Origin of the sequence: Clostridium sp. AM22-11AC, assembly GCF_003473545.1 — a bacterium.
GTDB lineage: Bacteria > Bacillota > Clostridia > Lachnospirales > Lachnospiraceae > Enterocloster.
The window spans coordinates 58376-78835 of the sequence record NZ_QUCM01000003.1 but is presented as its reverse complement, the minus strand read 5'-3'; the positions used below and the strand labels follow the sequence as shown (position 1 = coordinate 78835).

Here is a 20460-nt window from a genome sequence, read left to right as displayed (position 1 = left end):
TTTTAAAACAGAAGGAATTGTGTTATCATGGGGGTTAGGTGCTATGTGCCAGTGGCAAATGTTCAGCACCAATCGAAGCGAAGCAAAAATGCGGGAGTGCAAAGCTTACAGCAATCCGGCATTTGAGAAACTGACAGATAAATATGCGAGAGTACATATAGATACAGGTGGTAGTGTATGAGAGAACGGATCAACCGCCTGGCCCGCGGGATCATTGACAGCAGCGTGCCAGAGCTGGTGATAAAACCAGAGAGGATCGAAGGGGTCCTTTCACCGGGAGAGTCCGTGCGGGGAGAATTTTCCGTTCAAAGCGGAAATGACCTGTATATTAAAGGGCTGGTGTATTCCGGAAATGAGAGAGTAAAATTAGAAAGCGAAGCATTTGGTGGACTTCGCAATCACATTATATATAACATCGACACCCGATACTTAGAGGATGGAGATACAGTTAAGGGATCTTTTTACCTGGTCACAAACGGAGGCGAGAAAGAGATTCCTTATTCTTTGCGCATACAGACAGGAAACAGGACAGAGGAACTGGGAAGCTTAAAAACCCCAAGGGATTTTGCAGCTCTGGCAAAGAAAAACTGGGAACTGGCCCTGCGCCTGTTTGAATATCAGGATTTTACAGAAGCGCCTTTTATGCAGGATGTGCAGGCAAGGACGATCTATGAGGGTTTAAAGGGAAGAAACGGCAGAAATAATCTGTTAGAGGAATTTTTAGTAGCTCTTCATGTAAAGGAAGCGGTTTCCCTGCGTACAGACGGGGAAAAGATCCTGTTAAATGCACCGGAAACCATTACAGAAGGTGTGATCGGGCTTACAGCCAGTGGCTGGGGCTATGTAAAAATACAGGTAGAAGCAGACGGGGATTTTCTTGCTGTGGAAAAAAATGCAGTGACCACCCGTGAGTTTGACCAGGGCAACTGCCAGATCCATTACCAGATCCTTCCACAATATCTTCATGTCGGAAGAAACTTTGGTTCTGTGCGCATCCGTTCCCTGCGCCAGGAATTTGTTTTCCCTGTAGAAGTAATAAAGAAAAATGTTCAGGGAGCAGATGGAAGAGAGAAAAAAACAGCAGATAAGGCATCTGTCTGTGAATTTTCCCGTCTGCGCCTGAAACAGGAATTTACAGATGAGGGAGATTTTTCTGTAAACAGCGGGTTATTAAAGAAAACAGAAAATCTCCGTGCCAGATATCCGGAAGATATAGCTGTACGTTTGTGGCGGACAGAACAGCTTTTTAAAGCAGGAAGAAAAGATGCGTATACAGCGGCTCTTGCAGAGATCGGAGATCCTGTTTTAAGATGCAGGGATACAAGACCGGAAATCTACTGCTTTTATCAGTATTTAGAGCTGTTAAATGAGCCTTCTTCTGAAGAGAAAAAGGCAGCACTGGCCCGCTACATACGTAAGCTCTTAAATGAAAACAGGAAAACGGATGGCTGGCTTCTTAACCTGTTAGTAAAAACAGACAGGACCTGCCTGCAAAATCCGCTGGAGCTTTATGAACAGATGCGCTCCATGTTCGGATATGGCTGCAGAAGCCCGTTTTTATATGGACTGGCCTGCCGCCTTCTTAAGATGCATCCGGATCTGTTTGTAAAAATGGGAGAATTTGAGATCCAGGTCTTCCTTGGTGGATTAAAAAATGGCTGGCTGGACCAGAACCTGGCTGTAAAAGCTGCTTTATCCCTTTCAGAGGTAAAGCATTACAGGAAGATCCTGGAAAGACTGTTAGTAAATTTATACAGATCCTATCCGGAAATGCAGGTATTAGAGGCATTATGCGGTCTTCTGATCCGGGGAGAAAAGAAAGACAGATCCGCCTTTGGCTGGTATGAGAAGGCCTTAAAAGCCCATATCAATCTTACAAGGCTTTATGAATATTTCCTTTATTCTCTGCCGGATGATTATGGACATGCCCTTCCAAAAGAAGTGCTATTGTATTTCTCTTATGATAAATCTTTAGACCAGGCCAATAAAAGTGTGCTGTATAAAAACATTTTACAGTATGTAAACCCTTCTACGGAACTGTATCAGGTCTATGTGCGGGAAATGGAGCAGTTTGCCATGGAACAGCTGCTTGCAGGCAGAATGAACGGCTGTCTGGCTGTGATCTATGAGCACATGATCTATACAGATATGATCGATCCCAGGGCTGCAGGGATCCTGCCAAAGATCCTTTGTTCCAGCCGCGTAAAATGTGATGATCCGAGAATGAAATATGTGATCGTGCGCTGTGAGGAATTAAAAGAGGAAGAGGCATTTTTATTAGAACATGGGGAAGCTTATGTTCCGGCTGTTTCTAAGAATACAGTCCTGTTTTTCCAGGATGCATATGGGGGAAGATATCTGAATATAAGCCATCGGAAACTGCCGGTCATGGACCGGAAAGAGCTCCTTGACCGCTGTTATGAGGTATATCCGGATCATCCTATCTTAAAGCTTCGCGCCTGTGAGGCTGTGTTAAAAAAAGGCGTGGAAAAAGAGGAGGAAGCCCTTCTTTTAGAAGATACCTTAAGCCAGTTAAAGCTGAATCCTGTATTTGAGAAAAAGCTTCTTCATCTGGTAACAGAATATTACTGTAAAAAGGCTGTTTCCAAGGAAGAAGAAGAGCGGTGCGCTTTCCTGATCCAGTTAGATAAGGACCTGCTGGAGCCGTCCATGCGAAGAAAGATCTGTGAGATCTTTATAGACTGTAATTATTTAAGAGAAGCATATAATATGCTTTTAACTTATGAAATAGAAGATGTGGATCCGGAGAAGCTGTTAAAGCTTTGTACCCGTATGATCTTACAGCAGCTGTTTGACCAGGATGACCGTTTACTGGAACTGTCCTGGAGAGTGTTTGAGGCTGGAAAAGCGGACAGCGTGATCTTAGATTATCTCTGTGAACATTTTAACGGGACCACTTCCCAGATGTATGAGATCCTGATCCAGGCAGTAGGGGAACATGTGGAAACCTATGATCTGGAAGAACGTCTGTTAGCTCAGATGTTGTTTACAGGCAGCTGTGACCAGATTGATTCTGTATTTGACCTTTACATGAAGCGCAAGCGCACCAGGGAAAGTATGGTAAAAGCATATTTTACCCAGAAGTGTATCCAGTATTTCCTGGAAGAAAAGGAGATCGACAGTCAGATCTTCCAGTACCTGAAAAATGCAGTGGGCGCGGATCCTGGCAAGGAAAAGATCCCTACGATCTATCTGCTGGCTCTTACCCGTTACTATGCAGGACAGGCAGAGATCACGGCAGATGAGAAGAAACAGCTGCAGATCATGGTAAATATTCTGTTAGAGTCAGAAATGGTATTTCCATATATGAAGGATCTGGGACGGTTTGTTTCTATCCCGGAAGACATTATGGATAAGACCATGATCGAGTACCGGGGAGACAAAAATGTACAGCCCTGGATCGAAATGCGTATCCTTCCCCAGGAGGACCATTTTACCAGGGAAGAGATGAAACGGGTATATCAGGGCATTTATGTAAAGAAACTGACCCTGTTTAAGGGAGAACTTTTAGAATACCAGATCTATGAACGGGGCGAAAAGGGCGCTGTTCTTGTAAAAGAAGGCCGTACCTGCTGTGACCCGGAAAGAGCCGGAAGAGAAAACAGCCGCTTTGCCTGCTTAAACCAGATGTCAGAGGCAGTGGCAAAGCAGGATGCAGAAGGGCTTTTAGGGGCAATGGAAGATTATGTAAAACGATCAGCTGCCCTGGGGATCCTATTTCCTGTGAACTGACGTGTTTTTGAAATGGGATCCAAAAAGATTTCAAACGTACATATGAACTACAACGGAGGAAACAAATAGATGGAAGGACTTGTGATCGGGTTAGATCTGAATGACGATTATTCCCAGATCAGCTGCAATGAAAAAGAAAAGTCCTGGACAGTTCCTACAGTGATCTGCCGCAGAAAAGAGAAAGAAACCTGGCTCATAGGAGAAGAAGCCTATGCAGCCACTCTTTTAGGCGAAGGCGTGATCGTAGACAAGCTGCTTAAAATGGTCCGCAAGGAGGGAACTTCTACTATAGGAGGGATCTGCTATACAGGTACGGATCTATTAAAGATATTTTTGAAAAAGCTGTTAGACTGTCCTTTTAAGGAATTCCATACAGACCAGGTGGAGCAGCTGGTGATCACCATGCACGGAACAGACGCAAAAGTAACAGACTGCCTGATGTACTGTGCAGATTATCTGAACATTCCCAGGGACCGTGTCCATGTGATCAGTCATACAGAAAGTTTTGCTTACTATGTGCTCAGTCAGCGCAAAGAGCTGTGGAGTAACCAGGTAGGTTTATTTGAGTTATCAGAAGACCGGCTCTGCTATTATGAAATGAAGGTACAAAGGGGCATGCGCCGCAACATGGTCCAGGCAGAAGCACAAAACCAGGAAGAAGCCTTTGACTTGGATATCCTTGACTCCCCTTCCGGAAGCAAGCTGGCAGATCAGATCCTTTGTTCCTGTGGGGAAAAACTTCTGGAAAATAAGTTGTTTTCAACCGTATTCCTTACAGGAAAAGGCTTTGAACGTCAGGACTGGGCAACCGGTTTTATGAAACTTGCCTGCAACCGGAGAAGGGTGTTTGTGGAAAATGTGCTGTTTTCCAAGGGAGCAGCGATCAAGGCAAGGGACTATATGGTTCAGGGAACGGAATTTCCTTATGTGTTTGTCTGTGAAGGTAGATTAAAGGCAGAAGTAGCCCTGAAAGTCATGCGTGCAGGAAAAGAGATCATGCTGGCAGTTGCCTCCTATGGGGATAACTGGTATGAGTCAAAAAGTTCTCTGGAACTGATCTTAGATGGACAAAAAGAGATCGAATTTCTTATTTCCCATCTGGACTCCCGGAAAAAGAGAGCCGTTTCCGTGCCCCTTACAGGTTTTCCTGACCGGCCGGAAAAGACTACCAGGATCCGGATGAATATTGGATTTACAGATGAAAATACCATGGCGGTGGTGATCCGGGATATGGGCTTTGGAGAGCTGTTCCCGGCATCTGATGCAGTGATCAGACAAGAGGTAATCTTATGAGTTTATTATTGTGCAGAAGGGAAAAAGTAAAACATCCCTTTTATATTGAAGTTCTGGGGATCCATATATATTCTTCCCAGGAACTTTGCTATGTGATCTACCATCATCCCCTTCTTGTGATGAATGATTTTGTAGATGCCTCTTTGTTTTTCTTTGTGAAAAATGAGCTGGGACTTGGCTTTCTTGCAGGACGCATGGAAAAGCTGGTGGAAGCCGGCGGCCGCCCGGAAGAGGCTTTGTACCTGTTCCTTTCTGAATGTGATTACTATACAGAAAAAGAGATACAGAAATTTAAGCAGGTAACGGCTTCTTACAGAAACCTTTCTCAAAATGCTTATGGAAAGGCAGTGGCAGATTATCTTTTTTCCCAGAAACAGTATGGAAAAGCACTGCAGAAGTATGAAAAACTGACCGAGGAAGGGGAACGCAAAAAAGGAGAAGAGGCATTCTGGTCCCAGGTCTATCAGAACTTAGGGGCTGCCTGTGCCCAGATGTTCCAGTTTTCCAGGGCATATAAGGCATATGATACAGCCTATGGATTAAAGGAAGAGGATCAGATCCTGGAAAAGATCTATTTTCTTACCTGTTTTGCTCCGGGACTTTCCGTTGATGAAAGCTATGAGGCTCTTTTTAAGCCAGAATGGAAGGAAGAATGGAAAGGGAAACTGTCCCAGGCAGAAACAGATGCCAAACAGGCAGCAAGTGTGAGAAATTTAAGAGCCCTGTGGAAACAGGATCCTGAAGGACAGTTAGAAAAGGCAAAAAAACTGATCAGCAAATGGAAAAGTGAGTACAGGAAACAGGAGGCATAATCATGGCATTTCAGGCAGCAAAGGAATTTCTGGAAAAAAGAGGATTTGGAGACAGGATCAAAGAGTTTGATGTTTCCAGTGCAACGGTAGAGCTGGCAGCAGTGGCAGTAGGCTGTGAACCGGCCCACATTGCAAAAACATTATCTTTTTTAACAGGAGAAGGACCGGTCCTCATCGTGGCAGCAGGAGATGCGAAGATCGACAATCACAAATATAAATCCTTTTTCGGTGTAAAAGCAAAAATGCTGACCGTAGAGCAGGTGTCTGAACTGATCGGCCATGAGGTTGGGGGTGTATGCCCTTACGGTATCAAAGAGGGCGTAAAGGTGTATTTAGATGAGTCTTTAAGACGCTTTGATGTAGTTTATCCTGCATGTGGAAGCAGCAATAGTGCTGTAAAACTGTCCATCCCGGATCTGGAAAAGTCCTGTGACTTTGAACAGTGGGTGGATGTGTGCAAGCTGCCTCAGTAAAGATACATCTATAATAACTTTGCTCTTGACAAATCCGTAAAAAATATTTATGCTTGAAAACAGCAGTATAAAAAATGGTGATGAACAAGAGGAGTACATTTTTAAGACCCTCAGAGAAAGCGGCTCACTGGCTGAAAGGCCGCTTGGGAATACTTGAAAATGGAAGGTAGCTTGTGAGCCGGACAGGTGAGAAAGATACATTAGCCTGTTCCGTTGGCCCGCGTTAAGGGAGCGAGTACGAAAGGCTTTAAAATATATATAAGATATGTTTCAGGTTTTCGTATTCCATGAGATGACCGGATATGGATGATATATGTGTTGTACATATCGGTTGGATCAAAGGTGGTACCGCGATACAGTCGCCCTTTGCTTCCCCTATGGGATGCAGAGGGCTTTTTTGCTGTTTCAAATGGATACAACCTCTGCCAGGAGGTTTACTGCAAAGAGAAAAGCTGTACTTATTAATGTTCTCTCGGAATCTTTTTGTACTTGATTTTGTGAGAAGATTTTTTGTCAGTTGTGCCCAAATTTCTGAGGCGTACGCGGTGCGTACGTTGATGAAATTCGGGCACAGCTGGCGGAAAATCGGCCACAAAGGCAGGTGCAGGAAAGACTCCGAGAGGACATATTATAAAAAGGAGAATTCAGATGAAGGAACTGGAAAAGACCTACAATCCGGCGGAAATTGAAGACCGCCTCTATGACAAATGGCTGAAGGGAAAATATTTCCACGCAGAAGTAAACAGAAGTAAGAAACCATTTACCATTGTTATGCCGCCGCCAAATATTACAGGCCAGCTGCATATGGGACATGCATTAGATAACACTATGCAGGATATCCTGATCCGCTATAAGAGAATGCAGGGATACGAAGCATTATGGCAGCCAGGCACTGACCATGCAGCCATTGCAACGGAAGTTAAGGTTATTAACAAACTGAAAGAAGAAGGGATCAGCAAGGCTGACCTGGGAAGAGAAGGCTTCTTAAAGGAATGCTGGAAGTGGAGAGATGAATACGGCACCCGTATTGTAAAGCAGCTTCACAAATTAGGCTCTTCCGCTGACTGGGACAGAGAGCGTTTCACTATGGACGAAGGCTGTTCTGACGCAGTTTTGGAAGTTTTTATCAAATTATATGAAAAAGGATATATTTATAAAGGTTCCCGTATTGTAAACTGGTGCCCTGTATGCAAGACTTCTATTTCTGATGCAGAAGTAGAGCATGTAGAGCAGGACGGTTTCTTCTGGCACATCAACTACCCGGTAGTAGGAGAGCCAGGACGCTTCGTAGAGATCGCAACAACCAGACCTGAGACTCTCTTAGGCGATACTGCAGTTGCTGTAAACCCGGATGATGACCGTTACAAGGATATTGTTGGAAAGATGCTGCAGCTGCCATTAACCGACCGTCAGATCCCGGTTATTGCAGATGAGTATGTAGATAAGGAGTTTGGTACCGGCTGCGTTAAGATCACACCTGCTCATGACCCCAATGACTTTGAGGTTGGAAAGCGCCACAACTTAGAGGAGATCGTTATCTTAAATGATGACGCTACCATCAACGTACCTGGACCATACTTTGGCATGGATCGTTATGAGGCAAGAAAGGCCATGGTAGCAGACTTAGACAAGATGGGCCTGTTAGTAAAGGTTGTTCCTCATTCCCACAATGTAGGTACCCATGACCGCTGCAAGACCACAGTAGAGCCTATGGTAAAACAGCAGTGGTTTGTAAAAATGGATGAAATGGCTAAACCTGCCATTGAAGCATTAAAGAGCGGCCAGTTAAAATTCGTTCCGGAAAGTTTTGGAAAGACTTATCTTCACTGGTTAGAGAACATCCGTGACTGGTGTATTTCCAGACAGTTATGGTGGGGCCACAGAATTCCTGCTTATTACTGCCAGGACTGCGGTGATGTAGTTGTTGCAAAAGAAGCTCCAACTGTATGCCCGAAGTGCGGTAAGAACCATTTCAAGCAGGATGAAGATACTCTGGATACCTGGTTCTCCTCTGCATTATGGCCATTCTCCACTCTTGGCTGGCCAAATAAGACAGAAGATCTGGATTACTTCTACCCAACTGATGTACTGGTAACCGGATACGATATTATCTTCTTCTGGGTAATCCGTATGGTATTCTCCGGTATTGAACAGACCGGCAAATGCCCATTTAACACAGTACTGATCCATGGTCTGGTAAGAGACTCCCAGGGACGTAAGATGAGTAAATCCCTTGGAAATGGTATCGATCCTCTGGAAGTTATTGACAAGTACGGCGCAGACGCTCTGCGTATGACCCTGATCACAGGAAATGCACCTGGAAACGATATGCGTTTCTACTGGGAGCGTGTAGAAAACAGCCGTAACTTTGCAAATAAGGTATGGAACGCTTCCCGTTTCATTATGATGAATATTGAAAAGGCAGCAGATGTTTCCGGTGTTACTGAAAAAGACCTGACACTGGCAGATAAGTGGATCCTTTCCAAGGTAAATGCCCTGACTAAGGATGTAACTGAAAATCTGGACAAGTATGAATTAGGTATTGCTCTTCAGAAGGTATATGACTTTATCTGGGAAGAGTTCTGCGACTGGTACATTGAGATGGTGAAGCCAAGACTGTACAATGAAGCAGATGAGACCAAGGCTGCAGCTATCTGGACCTTAAAGAACGTACTGATCCAGGCATTAAAGCTGCTGCATCCATTTATGCCATTTATCACTGAGGAGATCTTCTGCAACTTACAGGAAGAGGAAGATACCATTATGCTTTCTAACTGGCCTGTATACAAGGAAGAGTGGGCATTTGAGGCAGAGCATGAGGCAACTGAGACCATCAAAGAGGCAGTAAGAGCAATCCGAAATGTACGTACTTCCATGAACGTTCCGCCAAGCAAGAAGGCAACTGTTTATGTAGTATCTGAGGATGATGCTGTATTAAAGATCTTTGAGAACAGCCGCAGCTTCTTCGCATCCTTAGGATATGCCGGTGAAGTCATCCTTCAGAAGGATAAGGCAGGTATTGGCGAGGACGCAGTTTCTGCTGTGATCCACAAGGCAGTGATCTACATGCCATTTGCAGAGTTAGTAGATATTGAAAAAGAAGTTCAGCGCTTAAAGACAGAAGAAAAACGTCTGGAAGGCGAATTAAAGCGTTCTCATGCTATGCTTGGAAATGAGAAGTTCGTAAGCAAGGCTCCTCAGGCCAAGATCGACGAAGAGAAGGCAAAACTGGAGAAATACACCCAGATGATGGCGCAGGTAAAAGAGCGTCTGGCACAGCTGGAGAAATAATCAAATGTGCGAAAGCACGTAAAATAAAAACGGCCCGGATGGCAGAACCTACATGCCGTCTGGACCGTTTTGCCAAACAGGGCGAACAAAAGGCTGAAAAGCTTGTATGAAAAAGGAAAAACAAACGATGAAACTGAAAAATGCTCTGATATTACTTTTAACTGCTACGATCTGGGGTGTTGCCTTTGTTGCCCAGAGCGTAGGCATGGATTATGTGAGCCCTTTTACTTTTAATGGTGTGAGAAGCATCATCGGCGGTCTTGTGCTGATCCCGGTGATCCTTGTTTTAGATCGCAAAAAGAAGGCAGAAGGAAAGGATTATAAGGCACCTGGTGACAGAAAAACACTGATCTTAGGCGGGATCTGCTGTGGCGTTGCTCTTTGTGTGGCATCTAATTTCCAGCAGTTTGGTGTTATGTATACAAGCGTGGGAAAAGTTGGCTTTATCACAGCCTGCTATATTATCATTGTGCCGATCCTCAGCCTGTTTCTTGGCAAAAAGTGCAGTCCGGCCATCGCCGGGGCAGTAGTCCTTGCAGTTGCAGGTCTGTATTTACTTTGTATGTCAGGAAGTGATCATGGACTTCAGAAAGGTGATTTCCTGATCATGATCTGCTCTTTTATCTTCTCCATACATATTATGATCATCGACTATTTCTCACCGGCAGTAGACGGAGTGAAAATGTCCTGCATCCAGTTTCTGGTAAGCGGAACTATTTCCCTGATCTGTATGACGATCTTTGAAGAGCCTCATATCGCCCAGATCCTTGCTGCATGGAAACCGATCCTTTATGCTGGTGTTATGTCCTGTGGTATGGGATATACCTTACAGATCGTAGGACAAAAAGGCGTCAATCCAGCCAGCGCTTCCCTGATCTTAAGTCTGGAGTCCAGTATTTCCGTACTTGCAGGCTGGCTGATCTTAGGACAGAAGCTGACAGGAAGAGAGATCCTTGGCTGCGTTCTTATGTTCTCAGCGATTGTGCTGGCACAGGTTCCGGATGTTATTTTAAGTCGAAAAACCGGGGAAAGATAGAGTTGATAACCGGAAAAAATTTGTATAATATAAAGAGGAAAGGAAACAGATGGAAGCAGAAGCATATTTGAACCGGCTTCCCATGTGGGCCAACAAGAAAAATTCCTTAAAGGATATCCGTATATTTTTAGATCAGATGGGCGGACCGGACCGTAAGATCCCTGCTATCCACGTAGCAGGTACCAACGGAAAGGGCTCTGTCTGCGCGTTTATGACCTCTGTATTAAAAAAGGCCGGTCTGCGTACAGGTACTTTTATTTCCCCTCATCTGGTGGAGATCCGGGAACGTTTTCTTATAAACGGGGAACCGGCAGAGAAAAATGCCTTTGAAGAGGCCTTTGAAACAGTAAAAAAACAGGCGGAACATATGGTAGAAGAAGGCTTTTGCCATCCTACTTTTTTTGAGTTCCTTTTTTATATGGCAATGGTACTGTTTGCCCGTGAAAAAGTAGATGTAATGGTGATCGAAACAGGTCTTGGAGGACGTCTGGACGCGACCAATGTGTTAGAGTCTCCCAAAGTTTGCGTGATCACCTCCATCAGCAGGGATCATATGCAGTATCTTGGAAACACGATCCCACAGATCGCAGGGGAAAAAGCGGGGATCATAAAAATGGGCGTTCCGGTAGTATTTGATGATACAGATAAAGACGCCAGCGCTGTGATCGGTGCAAAAGCAAAGGAAATGAAGGCAGTTTCCCTGCCTGTGTCAAAGCTGCTTTATGATACAGAAGACAGCTCAGAGGGTATTTTACTTAAAGAAAAGGGAGAAAAAGGGCTCAGGCTTTCTATTCCTTTTGAGGCACCTTACCAGGCACAGAATGCAGAGATCGCCGTAACGGCTCTTCGCATTTTACGGGATCAGAAAGGTATTTTTACAGGTATAACAGATGCAGTGATCTGTGAAGGGATCAGTGCAGCCAGATGGCCGGGAAGAATGGAAAAAGCTTCAGAAAATGTTTATCTGGACGGCGCCCACAATCCTGGGGGAATTGCTGCTTTTATCCAGGCAGCAGGAAAGATCCAGAAAAGAACCGGTAAAAAAACCTGGCTTTTATTTGCTGCTGTGGCAGATAAAGAATATGAAACCATGGCAAAAGAACTTTGTGAAGGTCTTAACTGGGCAGGAATCGGTGTGGTGCATATGAACAGTGACAGAGGGCTGTCAGCAGGGCGGCTTTCTGATGTTTTTAAAACATACGCCTCCTGCCAGGTCGTTTCTTATGAGGATACAGAAGAAGCAATGGAACAGATGCAAAACAGAGCAGGAGATGATCTGCTTTTCTGTGCAGGTTCCCTGTACCTGATCGGAGAATTAAAGGTACAGCTTAAGAAAGGAGAAAAGATACAGTGATCGATTTTGAAGAAGAAATTGAGCGTTTCAAACCAAGCCTTGATGTAGAGGCAGTAGAAGATGCCATTGTAAAAAGCGACCTTACGGATATGACAGACATTATGATGGAACTGATCAAGGAAAGAGACGGAAATAAACGATGATGGATATTGCAGCAAAGAACAGACAGATAGCCAACAGCTATTACAATCTGGGTCTGGAAAAGGCAAAGGTGCGGGACCTTTCCGGAGCAGCACAGTGCCTGAAAAAAAGCCTGCATTTTTCTAAATATCAGACAGATGCCAGAAATCTTTTGGGTCTGATCTATTATGAAAATGGGGAAGTGGCAGATGCATTAGTCCAGTGGGTCATCAGCTTAAACCTGCAGCCGGAAAATAATCTGGCAGATCATTATTTAGATGAGATCCAGAGAAAACCGGGACAGTTAGAAACAGAAAGCCAGAATGTGAAAACATTTAACCAGGCGCTGTGGCATGCACAAAACGGCAGTGATGACCTGGCGATCCTGCAGCTGGCCCGTGTGGTGGCAGCCAAGCCTCATTTTGTAAAAGCCCATCTTCTTCTGGCTCTTTTGTATATGCGCAGGGAAGATTACAATAAGGCAGGACGTTCCCTTTTTAAGATCCTGCAGATCGACAAAAGCAATCCCAAAGCCCTGTATTACATGTCTTTGGTAAAGCAGAATACAGGCCGGGCAGATGCAGAAAAGCGGAAGATGATCAAGGCATTTTCCCACAGACAGATGCAGGATGATGATGTTATCATCCCAAATACCTACAAGGAAAATACCGGTCTTTCCACTGTGTTTCATATTATCATTGGTCTGATCATGGGACTGGTTGCCTTTTATGTACTGGTCCTTCCTGCAAGGGAGAGCAGTTTAAACCGTGTCAGGGATGATGAACTGATTGGCTATATGCAGCAGCTTAATAATGCAAACCAGCAAAATGACAGCTTGCAGCAGGAAAATGATGATCTGAAAGCCCAGAAAGACGAGGTACAGAAAAAACTGGACGAGCTTACAACAGGAAATACCAGTGTCCTGGCCCAGTACCAGAGCCTGATCTGGGTGCTCCAGTATTACCGCACCGGTGATCTGGTAACCGCAGCAAAGACCTTTGCAGACGCAAACTTTGATATGATCGAAGATGAAAATATCCAGGGGATCATAAGCAACATCCGTCAGGATATGGCAGGCAACATCTATCAGAGTCTGGTACAGCAGGGACTGCAGCTGTGGAATGGCGGTGACAAGACACAGGCAATGGATTACTTCCAGGCCAGCTTAAAGATCCAGCCGGATAACCCGGAAGCCATGTTTTATGTAGGCCGTCTGTATCAGGAAAATGGAGATACTGAAAATGCCAATGCCATGTTTGATAAGATCGTTGGAGAACATGGAGACTCTGAGTACGCCCAGAGGGCAGCAACGGCAAGAGGGTATTAAAATGTGTAAAGTTCTCCGGTTGGGAAAACCGGGGTCAGTAATTGAATATTGAAATTATACAGCAGAGAAAAGAATAACAACCTTTTCTCTGTTTTTTTGGCTTTACATACGGATAACGCGCTGACTGCGCGTATGCCAGACTTATATGTCCGGGAGTTTCGTCTGCCGGTCCGGCGGACATCCCATAATAATATTATAAGGAGGAACTGGGAACCATGAAACAGGCAAAAATTACATACGAAGCATTGGGAGATACGTTACTGATCCATATGCCAAAAGAGTTGGATCACCATAACTGCAGGGACTTAAAAAGGGATACGGACCTGATGTTAGATGAAAACTATATCAACCGCATTATCTTCGATTTTGGAAAAACAGAATTTATGGACTCTTCCGGGATTGGGGTCTTATTAAACCGTTATAAGCAGATGGCAGCCAGCAGAGGGACTGTTACTTATTACGGAGCAGGCCCGAGAGTGGTCCGTATCCTTGAAATGGGCGGGCTGGTGCGTCTGATCCGGGGGTTTAAGGACCGTGAAAGTGCTCTGGGAAATTTATAAAAGCAGGAGGATGGAAAAGGTGGAAGGACAGAAGGAACAGACCAGACAGAAAGAACATGTAAGACTGGAATTTGAAAGCAATTCCCGTAATGAAGAGTTTGCCAGGGTGGTGGCAGCTGTATTTATGAGCCGCTTAGATCCCACATTGGAGGAGACCCAGGATGTAAAAACAGCAGTGTCAGAGGCAGTCACCAATGCCATTATCCATGGTTATGGAAAAGAAGGTGGAGAGATATTTTTAGATATGACGGCTGATCCAGCTGAAAAAACACTGACCGTCTGTGTGACAGATACAGGAGCCGGTATCCAGGATGTAAAAAAGGCCATGGAACCCTTATATACAACGGATACCACCGGGGAACGTTCCGGCATGGGATTTTCCTTTATGGAAGCGTTTATGGATGAAGTGACCGTGGAGTCGGAACCGGGAAAAGGGACAGCAGTGACCATGAAAAAACATATTGGAAGGTAAGCTTTATGGATGAGACCCTGAAATTGATCGAATTAGCTCACCAGGGAGATAAAGCAGCCAGGGACAGGCTGGTAACAGACAATATGGGACTGATATGGAGCATTGTAAAACGCTTTGCAGGTCGTGGATATGAACAGGAAGATCTGTTTCAGATCGGAAGTATCGGTCTGATCAAGGCAATCGATAAATTTGACCTGAATTACCAGGTGAGGTTTTCTACCTATGCAGTACCAATGATATCAGGTGAAATCCGGAGATTTTTGCGGGATGACGGCATGATTAAGGTAAGCCGTTCTTTAAAAGAACTGGCAGGAAAAGTATTTCTTGTAAAAGAAGAATTATCGGACTGTTATGGACGGGATCCAACCGTAGAAGAGATTGCAGGGAAGCTTGGGGTAAGCAGTGAAGAAGTAGCCGCTTCCCTGGAGGCAGGCGCCCAGGTGGAGTCTATTTACAGGCCTTTAAGCGCCACAGAAGGAGAAAAAGGTGTTTTAATGGACAAGTTAGAAGAAAAAAGTGAGGCCCAGGAACAGCTTTTAAACAGGCTTACCCTGGAAAAAGTCATGAAAGATCTGGCACCCCAGGAAAAAGAACTGATCCTGCGCCGGTATTTTTATAATCAGACCCAGATGGAAACTGCAAAAGCGTTAGGGGTATCCCAGGTCCAGGTTTCCCGCCTGGAAAAAAAGTGTTTAAAAGAACTGCGAAAGCGTTTTGAAGGATAAAATAAACGGATAAAAACGAATAAAAATGAAAAAAAGGCACATTCTAGCTGTGAAAGGATGTGAGTTTCAGATGAAAATGAAAAGCGTAAAAGCAGTTCTTATTTTTCTTCTTCTTTTAGCAGGTATGGTCACAGGGTATCTGTTGTGGAGTATGAGGGAACCGGAGTATGAAAAAGAAGGGATGCTGGTGGAAAATGAGGTAACGGCGTATTATAACATGACAGAAACCGGAATTCCGGCTTTTGCGGCAGCGCCGGCCAGTCTGCTGATAGAAGAAAATGGCGAAGGGTGGAGTGAAAACCTATGAGCCAGACAGGCAGCAGCCAGAGTCAGACCGTCTATATACAGTTAAACCAGATCACGGAGCTCCGCCGCAGGGATGTATTTTTAAAGGATGTAGGGGAAGTGACCTGCCGGGATAAGGTGATCTTAAGTAAATGCAGGGCATTAAAAGTAAAGAGTATCCCTGAAAAAGAAGCAAGGCGTTATGTAATGAGCGCGCTGGAAGTAGTGCGGATGTTAGAGGCATTGGATCCGTCCATTGAGGTAAACAACCTGGGAGAGTCGGATTTTATCATCGCCTATAAGCCGCCAAAGGCTTCGGAAGTTTGCTGGCAGTGGATAAAAACAGTCTTTGTGTGTCTGGTCAGCTTTTTCGGGGCAGCATTTGCTATTATGACCTTTAATAATGATGTAAATGTAGGGGATGTACTCAGTCAGGTCTACTTTCAGGTCATGGGACGGCAGCCAGATGGTTTTGGGCTGATGGAAGCAGGATACAGTGTGGGACTTGCTATTGGGATTTTGGTATTTTTCAACCATATTGCAGTGAAAAAGCTGAATACCGATCCCACACCTTTGGAAGTGGAAATGCGCCTTTATGAAGAAAATATCTGTAAGACCCTGATCGACCAGGCAGGTAGAAAGGAGAAAGAGATCGATGTGGATTAAAAATATCTTTCTCCTTTTTTTCGGCCTTTGTTCCGGCGGGATCATTGCAGCCGGCGTTTATGCATTTCTGGCCATCATCGGTGTTTTTGTGCGGCTGATCGGGAAAACGAAGACAAAGAAAAATATCATGCTCTATGAAAATATGATCATTCTCGGGGGAGTATTGGGAAATATCATGGAGCTTTATAAGGTAAGACTGCCCTTAGGCGAAGTGTTTGGGCAGATCTTTCTTCTTACAGGGGGCGTCAGTGTGGGAATATTTACAGGCTGTCTTGCCATGTCTCTGGCAGAAACCTTAAAAGCACTTCCCACATTTTCAAGGCGGATCCGGCTGTCTGTGGGGCTTCCATGGCTGATCATTGCTATTGCTGCAGGGAAATGTGGCGGATCGCTGCTGTATTTCTGGAGGCGGATGGCAGCAGGATGAGAATGAAAAAAGTGGTTTCAACATGGTCATAGAAAGGAAAAGAACATGGAGATCGACAAGAAAAACTATGCGGACTACATTAAAGAGATCACCCCGGTCCATAATCTTTGGGCTTCTATGGGAAAAGCATTTATAACAGGGGGACTGATATGCACTCTGGGGCAGTTGATTATGAACCGGGTGACAAATACCTGGGGGCTGGAGGCAGAGGCGGCAGGTGCCTGGACTTCCATTATCCTGGTATTTTTGAGCGCCTTATGTACCGGTCTTAACATTTACCAGAAACTGGTAAAATTCGGCGGAGCCGGAGCCCTTGTACCCATCACCGGCTTTGCTAATTCCGTAGCTGCTCCCGCAGTGGAATTCCGCTCCGAAGGCCAGGTTTTCGGTATCGGTGTAAAGATATTTACCATCGCCGGGCCTGTGATCCTGTATGGCGTGGGAGTAAGCTGGATATTGGGAATGGGATACTGGGTTTTGCAGAAAATGTGAGTCGCATAGACGGCTCATTTTTTGTGTGTTATACTATTGATTATTAACTATCATAAAAGTCAGAAGAGAAGGATAAGGAGAGAAATACATGGAGCATCTGCGCTGCGTGGTGGAGCGTATTACATATCAAAATGAGGAAAATGGTTATACAGTTTTAAAATGCGCAGTGAAAAACTATAGTGATCTGGTAACAGTAGTTGGCACTATGCCGGATACCCATGTGGGCTCTGTCCTGTCTTTAGACGGCTTCTGGAAAATGAACGCCAGATACGGCAGGCAGTTTTGCGCAGAGCGCTTTGAGGAAACGCTTCCTGCCACTGTATATGGTATTGAAAAATATCTTGGGTCCGGTCTTGTCAAAGGGATCGGGCCTGTTTTTGCAAGAAAGATCGTGGAAAAATTCGGTGAAAATACGCTGGATATTATCGATGAGACACCGGAAGAACTGATCAAAGTTCCCGGCATTGGAAAAGTGCGGGCAGAACGGATCAAAACCAGCTGGAAGGACCAGAAAGAGATCAAAAATATTATGCTGTTCCTTCAAAGCAACGAAGTCAGCACTTCCCATGCTACCAAGATCTATAAAACCTATGGAAGTGAAAGCATTTCCATTGTAAAAGAAAATCCATACCGCCTGGCAGATGATATCTGGGGCATTGGATTTAAAACAGCCGATTCCATTGCGGAGAAAATGGGCATTGACAAGACAAAATTTGTCCGTCTGCGCAGTGGTATTTTTTATACCTTAAATAAACTGGCGGAAAATGGTCACTGTTATGGGGAACGGGAGCAGCTGGTAAAAAAGGCAAAAGAACTTCTGGAAGTAGAAGAAGGAGAAATTGAAGTTACCTTAGATGAGATGCTTCGCACCAAGGACGTGATCCAGGAGGAAGAAGCCATTTATCTGCCGCCTTATTATTTTTCAGAAAGCGGTTGCGCAAAGCGGCTGCTGGAACTTTTGCTTACCGGACGAAAATCTGTGATTGATGCAGAAAAAACACTGGAAAAAGTGGTATCTCAGTCGCAGATCACCTACGATGAGATCCAGTTAGAAGCAGTAAGAACAGCTATTTCTTCCAAAGTCATGATACTCACCGGCGGTCCGGGAACCGGAAAAACCACTACCACACTGGGTATTATATCTGCCTATAAGATGGCCGGTTATAAGATCCTTTTAGCAGCTCCAACAGGGCGGGCGGCAAAGCGTATGGCAGAGGCAACAGGTATGGAAGCAAAGACCATTCACCGCCTTTTGGAATACAAGCCACCGGAAGGATACCAGAAAAATGGGGACAAGCCTTTAGAGGGAGATGTGCTTATCCTGGATGAATGTTCCATGGTGGATATCATGCTTATGTACAACCTGTTAAAAGCAATTCCGGAACATATGTCTCTGGTTTTAGTTGGTGACATTGATCAGCTTCCAAGTGTAGGCGCCGGAAATGTGCTCCGTGATATGATCGAGTCCGGGCGGATCCCGGTGGTGCGTCTTACCAGGATCTTCCGTCAGGCCCAGGGAAGCCGTATTATCATGAACGCCCATAGGATAAATAAAGGGGAAGCTATTGATATGCGGGGCGGCAGAAATTCCGACTTTTTCTTTGCGGAAAAGCAGACAAACGAAGAAACTGTGGCAACGCTGGTTCAGTATTGCAAAGAAAACCTCCCACGGTATTACCATGTAGATCCTATTCAGGATATCCAGGTGCTGACGCCTATGCAAAGAGGAGAGTGCGGCGCAGTCAATCTAAACCAGATACTTCAGGAAGCCATGAATCCTACAGATATCTGCCTGCGCCGGGGTGGTACCCAGTATCGGTTGAATGATAAAGTAATGCAGATCAGAAACGATTATGACAAAGAAGTATTTAATGGGGATATTGGGACTATCTGCAAAGTGGATACAGAAGAACGGGAACTGACGGTAGATTTTGATGGGCGAAAGGTAGTCTATGATGTGACGGAACTGGATGAGTTGTCATTAGCTTATGCAGTCACCATCCACAAAGCCCAGGGAAGCGAATATCCCATTGTAGTCATGCCCTTTACCATGAGTCACTTTGTGATGCTGCAACGAAATCTTCTCTATACAGGTGTTACAAGGGCGAAGAAGATACTGGTATTGATCGGGGAGCGGAAAGCCATTTTTTATGCCATCCGCAATGAAACAACAGCAGGGAGAAATACGAAGCTGGCGAAGCGGCTACAGCCGGAAAGTGAAGAGTCGCGGGCTGTGGCAGCGGCACTGGCAAAAAAACTGGTCCAGGGAGAAGAAACTGTGGGGGCTGACGGAACAGCTTTGCAAAAACCAAATTCAGCACAAAAAGAAAAAATGATCGTATACAAAAACAGTATCCAGCCGTCTATGGTATCGGAAACACCGGCCGCCTACGAAGGCAACCTCTGGAAACGCCTTTCCCAGTCGAAATTTCGCAGCAGTTTCACATTAAAGGCTAATGACAGGCATTATGTAATAGAAAAAGGTATGGATACAGTGCGAAGCCATGCCACAGATTTTATCCGTGACAGGCTGGCACCTGCAGAGCCGAAAAATGATGGAAAACAGACACCAATGAGAGGTCATCCTGTATTTATCGGGCAACACGCTACCGGTACCTGCTGCCGCAGTTGTCTGGAAAAATGGCATCACATTCCAAAGGGAAGAGAACTGACAGAAACAGAGCAAAAATATGTGGTAGATGTGATCATGGAGTGGATCAAAAGGCAGATGCAGACCTTATAAGAGAGTTGTATGAAATGGTTACAAATCTGGATGTTTTGCAGCTTTCAGATGGAGAAAAATGCACACTGGCTTTATTTGGAGATATTGCACGACGCTTGGCGATTGCAAATCCGTCATTGGATGATCCACTTCAGGGAGATGGTGTGGTTCTAATCGATGAATTGGAACTTCATATGCACACTTCCTGGCAACGGAAAGTTATTTCCATGTTAAAGAAAACATTTCCTAATATTCAGTTTATCATTACTACTCATTCACCTCAGATCCTGGGGGAGGTAGATCACGATTTTAATGTTTATGCTTTATCCAGGAACGGATCGGATATTCAGGTGGTACAAACAACGGGGATGTTTGGTATGGATTCCAATTCTATTTTGGAAGACAAAATGGAAACAGATTCGGTAAGTGCGATCATTAAACAAAAAACAGAGGAAATGTATTCCTTGCTTGAATTGAAAGACTTTGATGGTGCGGAAAATATTGCAGATGAGATTGACGAATTGACTCAGAACAGAAATATAGATACAGTTCGTGCAAGGGTAATTATCAGAAGAGGTAGATACAAGAATAACGATTTATCTAATCCGTAACGATGAACAGAATATTTCGTTATGCGGGTGTGCATTTTTTA

The 20460-nt window shown here is 44.8% G+C and carries 19 protein-coding genes and 1 other annotated feature; all 19 genes read left to right on the top strand.

Annotated elements, in window-relative coordinates; all coding sequences use genetic code 11:
- Nucleotides 1-19 precede the first annotated feature (19 nt).
- Nucleotides 20-181 (top strand): hypothetical protein, encoded by a 162-nt coding sequence (locus tag DW251_RS17880; protein WP_182433575.1) that lies wholly within the window; start codon nucleotides 20-22, stop codon nucleotides 179-181.
- Complete coding sequence (locus DW251_RS04315; RefSeq protein WP_118300348.1) at nucleotides 178-3753, top strand: DUF5717 family protein; 3576 nt, start codon at nucleotides 178-180, stop codon at nucleotides 3751-3753. Before DW251_RS17880 ends, DW251_RS04315 begins: the two co-directional genes overlap by 4 nt.
- A gap of 69 nt (nucleotides 3754-3822) precedes the next feature.
- Nucleotides 3823-5046 carry a DUF5716 family protein gene (locus DW251_RS04310; protein ID WP_118300347.1) on the top strand — a complete coding sequence of 408 codons (1224 nt, stop codon included), beginning with the start codon at nucleotides 3823-3825 and terminating at the stop codon, nucleotides 5044-5046.
- The gene (locus DW251_RS04305) at nucleotides 5043-5858 is read left to right on the top strand and encodes a hypothetical protein (RefSeq protein ID WP_021870736.1); all 816 of its coding nucleotides are present in this window, start codon (nucleotides 5043-5045) and stop codon (nucleotides 5856-5858) included. Before DW251_RS04310 ends, DW251_RS04305 begins: the two co-directional genes overlap by 4 nt.
- Nucleotides 5859-5860: 2 nt before the next feature.
- A complete protein-coding gene (locus DW251_RS04300) occupies nucleotides 5861-6331 on the top strand; it encodes a YbaK/EbsC family protein (protein ID WP_021870735.1) in 471 nt (156 codons plus the stop codon).
- Nucleotides 6332-6402: 71 nt separating this feature from the next.
- Nucleotides 6403-6701: a binding site (T-box leader), on the top strand.
- 278 nt (nucleotides 6702-6979) lie between these two features.
- Nucleotides 6980-9622, top strand: coding sequence for a valine--tRNA ligase (locus tag DW251_RS04290; protein ID WP_021870734.1), 2643 nt, complete (start codon nucleotides 6980-6982; stop codon nucleotides 9620-9622).
- A gap of 127 nt (nucleotides 9623-9749) precedes the next feature.
- Nucleotides 9750-10658 (top strand): DMT family transporter, encoded by a 909-nt coding sequence (locus DW251_RS04285; protein ID WP_021870733.1) that lies wholly within the window; start codon nucleotides 9750-9752, stop codon nucleotides 10656-10658.
- Nucleotides 10659-10707: 49 nt separating this feature from the next.
- Nucleotides 10708-12012, top strand: coding sequence for a folylpolyglutamate synthase/dihydrofolate synthase family protein (locus DW251_RS04280; protein WP_118300346.1), 1305 nt, complete (start codon nucleotides 10708-10710; stop codon nucleotides 12010-12012).
- Nucleotides 12009-12155, top strand: coding sequence for a hypothetical protein (locus DW251_RS17875; protein WP_021870731.1), 147 nt, complete (start codon nucleotides 12009-12011; stop codon nucleotides 12153-12155). The genes DW251_RS04280 and DW251_RS17875 overlap by 4 nt, the downstream gene beginning before the upstream one ends.
- Nucleotides 12152-13459: a tetratricopeptide repeat protein gene (locus DW251_RS04275; RefSeq protein ID WP_021870730.1), complete on the top strand. Its 1308-nt coding sequence runs from the start codon at nucleotides 12152-12154 to the stop codon at nucleotides 13457-13459. The genes DW251_RS17875 and DW251_RS04275 overlap by 4 nt, the downstream gene beginning before the upstream one ends.
- A 215-nt stretch (nucleotides 13460-13674) precedes the next feature.
- The gene (locus DW251_RS04270; protein WP_021870729.1) at nucleotides 13675-14019 is read left to right on the top strand and encodes an anti-sigma factor antagonist; all 345 of its coding nucleotides are present in this window, start codon (nucleotides 13675-13677) and stop codon (nucleotides 14017-14019) included.
- A gap of 10 nt (nucleotides 14020-14029) precedes the next feature.
- A complete protein-coding gene (gene spoIIAB / locus DW251_RS04265) occupies nucleotides 14030-14491 on the top strand; it encodes an anti-sigma F factor (protein ID WP_118300345.1) in 462 nt (153 codons plus the stop codon).
- 5 nt (nucleotides 14492-14496) lie between these two features.
- Complete coding sequence (locus DW251_RS04260; RefSeq protein ID WP_021870727.1) at nucleotides 14497-15216, top strand: SigB/SigF/SigG family RNA polymerase sigma factor; 720 nt, start codon at nucleotides 14497-14499, stop codon at nucleotides 15214-15216.
- 70 nt (nucleotides 15217-15286) lie between these two features.
- On the top strand, nucleotides 15287-15523 hold the full coding sequence (locus DW251_RS04255; protein WP_118300344.1) for a hypothetical protein: 237 nt from the start codon (nucleotides 15287-15289) through the stop codon (nucleotides 15521-15523).
- Nucleotides 15520-16167, top strand: a complete 648-nt coding sequence (locus tag DW251_RS04250; protein ID WP_021870725.1) for a stage V sporulation protein AA — start codon at nucleotides 15520-15522, stop codon at nucleotides 16165-16167. Before DW251_RS04255 ends, DW251_RS04250 begins: the two co-directional genes overlap by 4 nt.
- On the top strand, nucleotides 16157-16594 hold the full coding sequence (locus DW251_RS04245) for a stage V sporulation protein AB (protein WP_118300343.1): 438 nt from the start codon (nucleotides 16157-16159) through the stop codon (nucleotides 16592-16594). Before DW251_RS04250 ends, DW251_RS04245 begins: the two co-directional genes overlap by 11 nt.
- Nucleotides 16595-16639: 45 nt before the next feature.
- On the top strand, nucleotides 16640-17086 hold the full coding sequence (locus tag DW251_RS04240; protein WP_021870723.1) for a SpoVA/SpoVAEb family sporulation membrane protein: 447 nt from the start codon (nucleotides 16640-16642) through the stop codon (nucleotides 17084-17086).
- An 88-nt stretch (nucleotides 17087-17174) separates the two neighbouring features.
- Nucleotides 17175-19829, top strand: a complete 2655-nt coding sequence (locus DW251_RS04235; RefSeq protein ID WP_118300342.1) for an ATP-dependent RecD-like DNA helicase — start codon at nucleotides 17175-17177, stop codon at nucleotides 19827-19829.
- The gene (locus DW251_RS04230; protein WP_118300341.1) at nucleotides 19727-20419 is read left to right on the top strand and encodes an AAA family ATPase; all 693 of its coding nucleotides are present in this window, start codon (nucleotides 19727-19729) and stop codon (nucleotides 20417-20419) included. The genes DW251_RS04235 and DW251_RS04230 overlap by 103 nt, the downstream gene beginning before the upstream one ends.
- Nucleotides 20420-20460 lie beyond the last annotated feature (41 nt).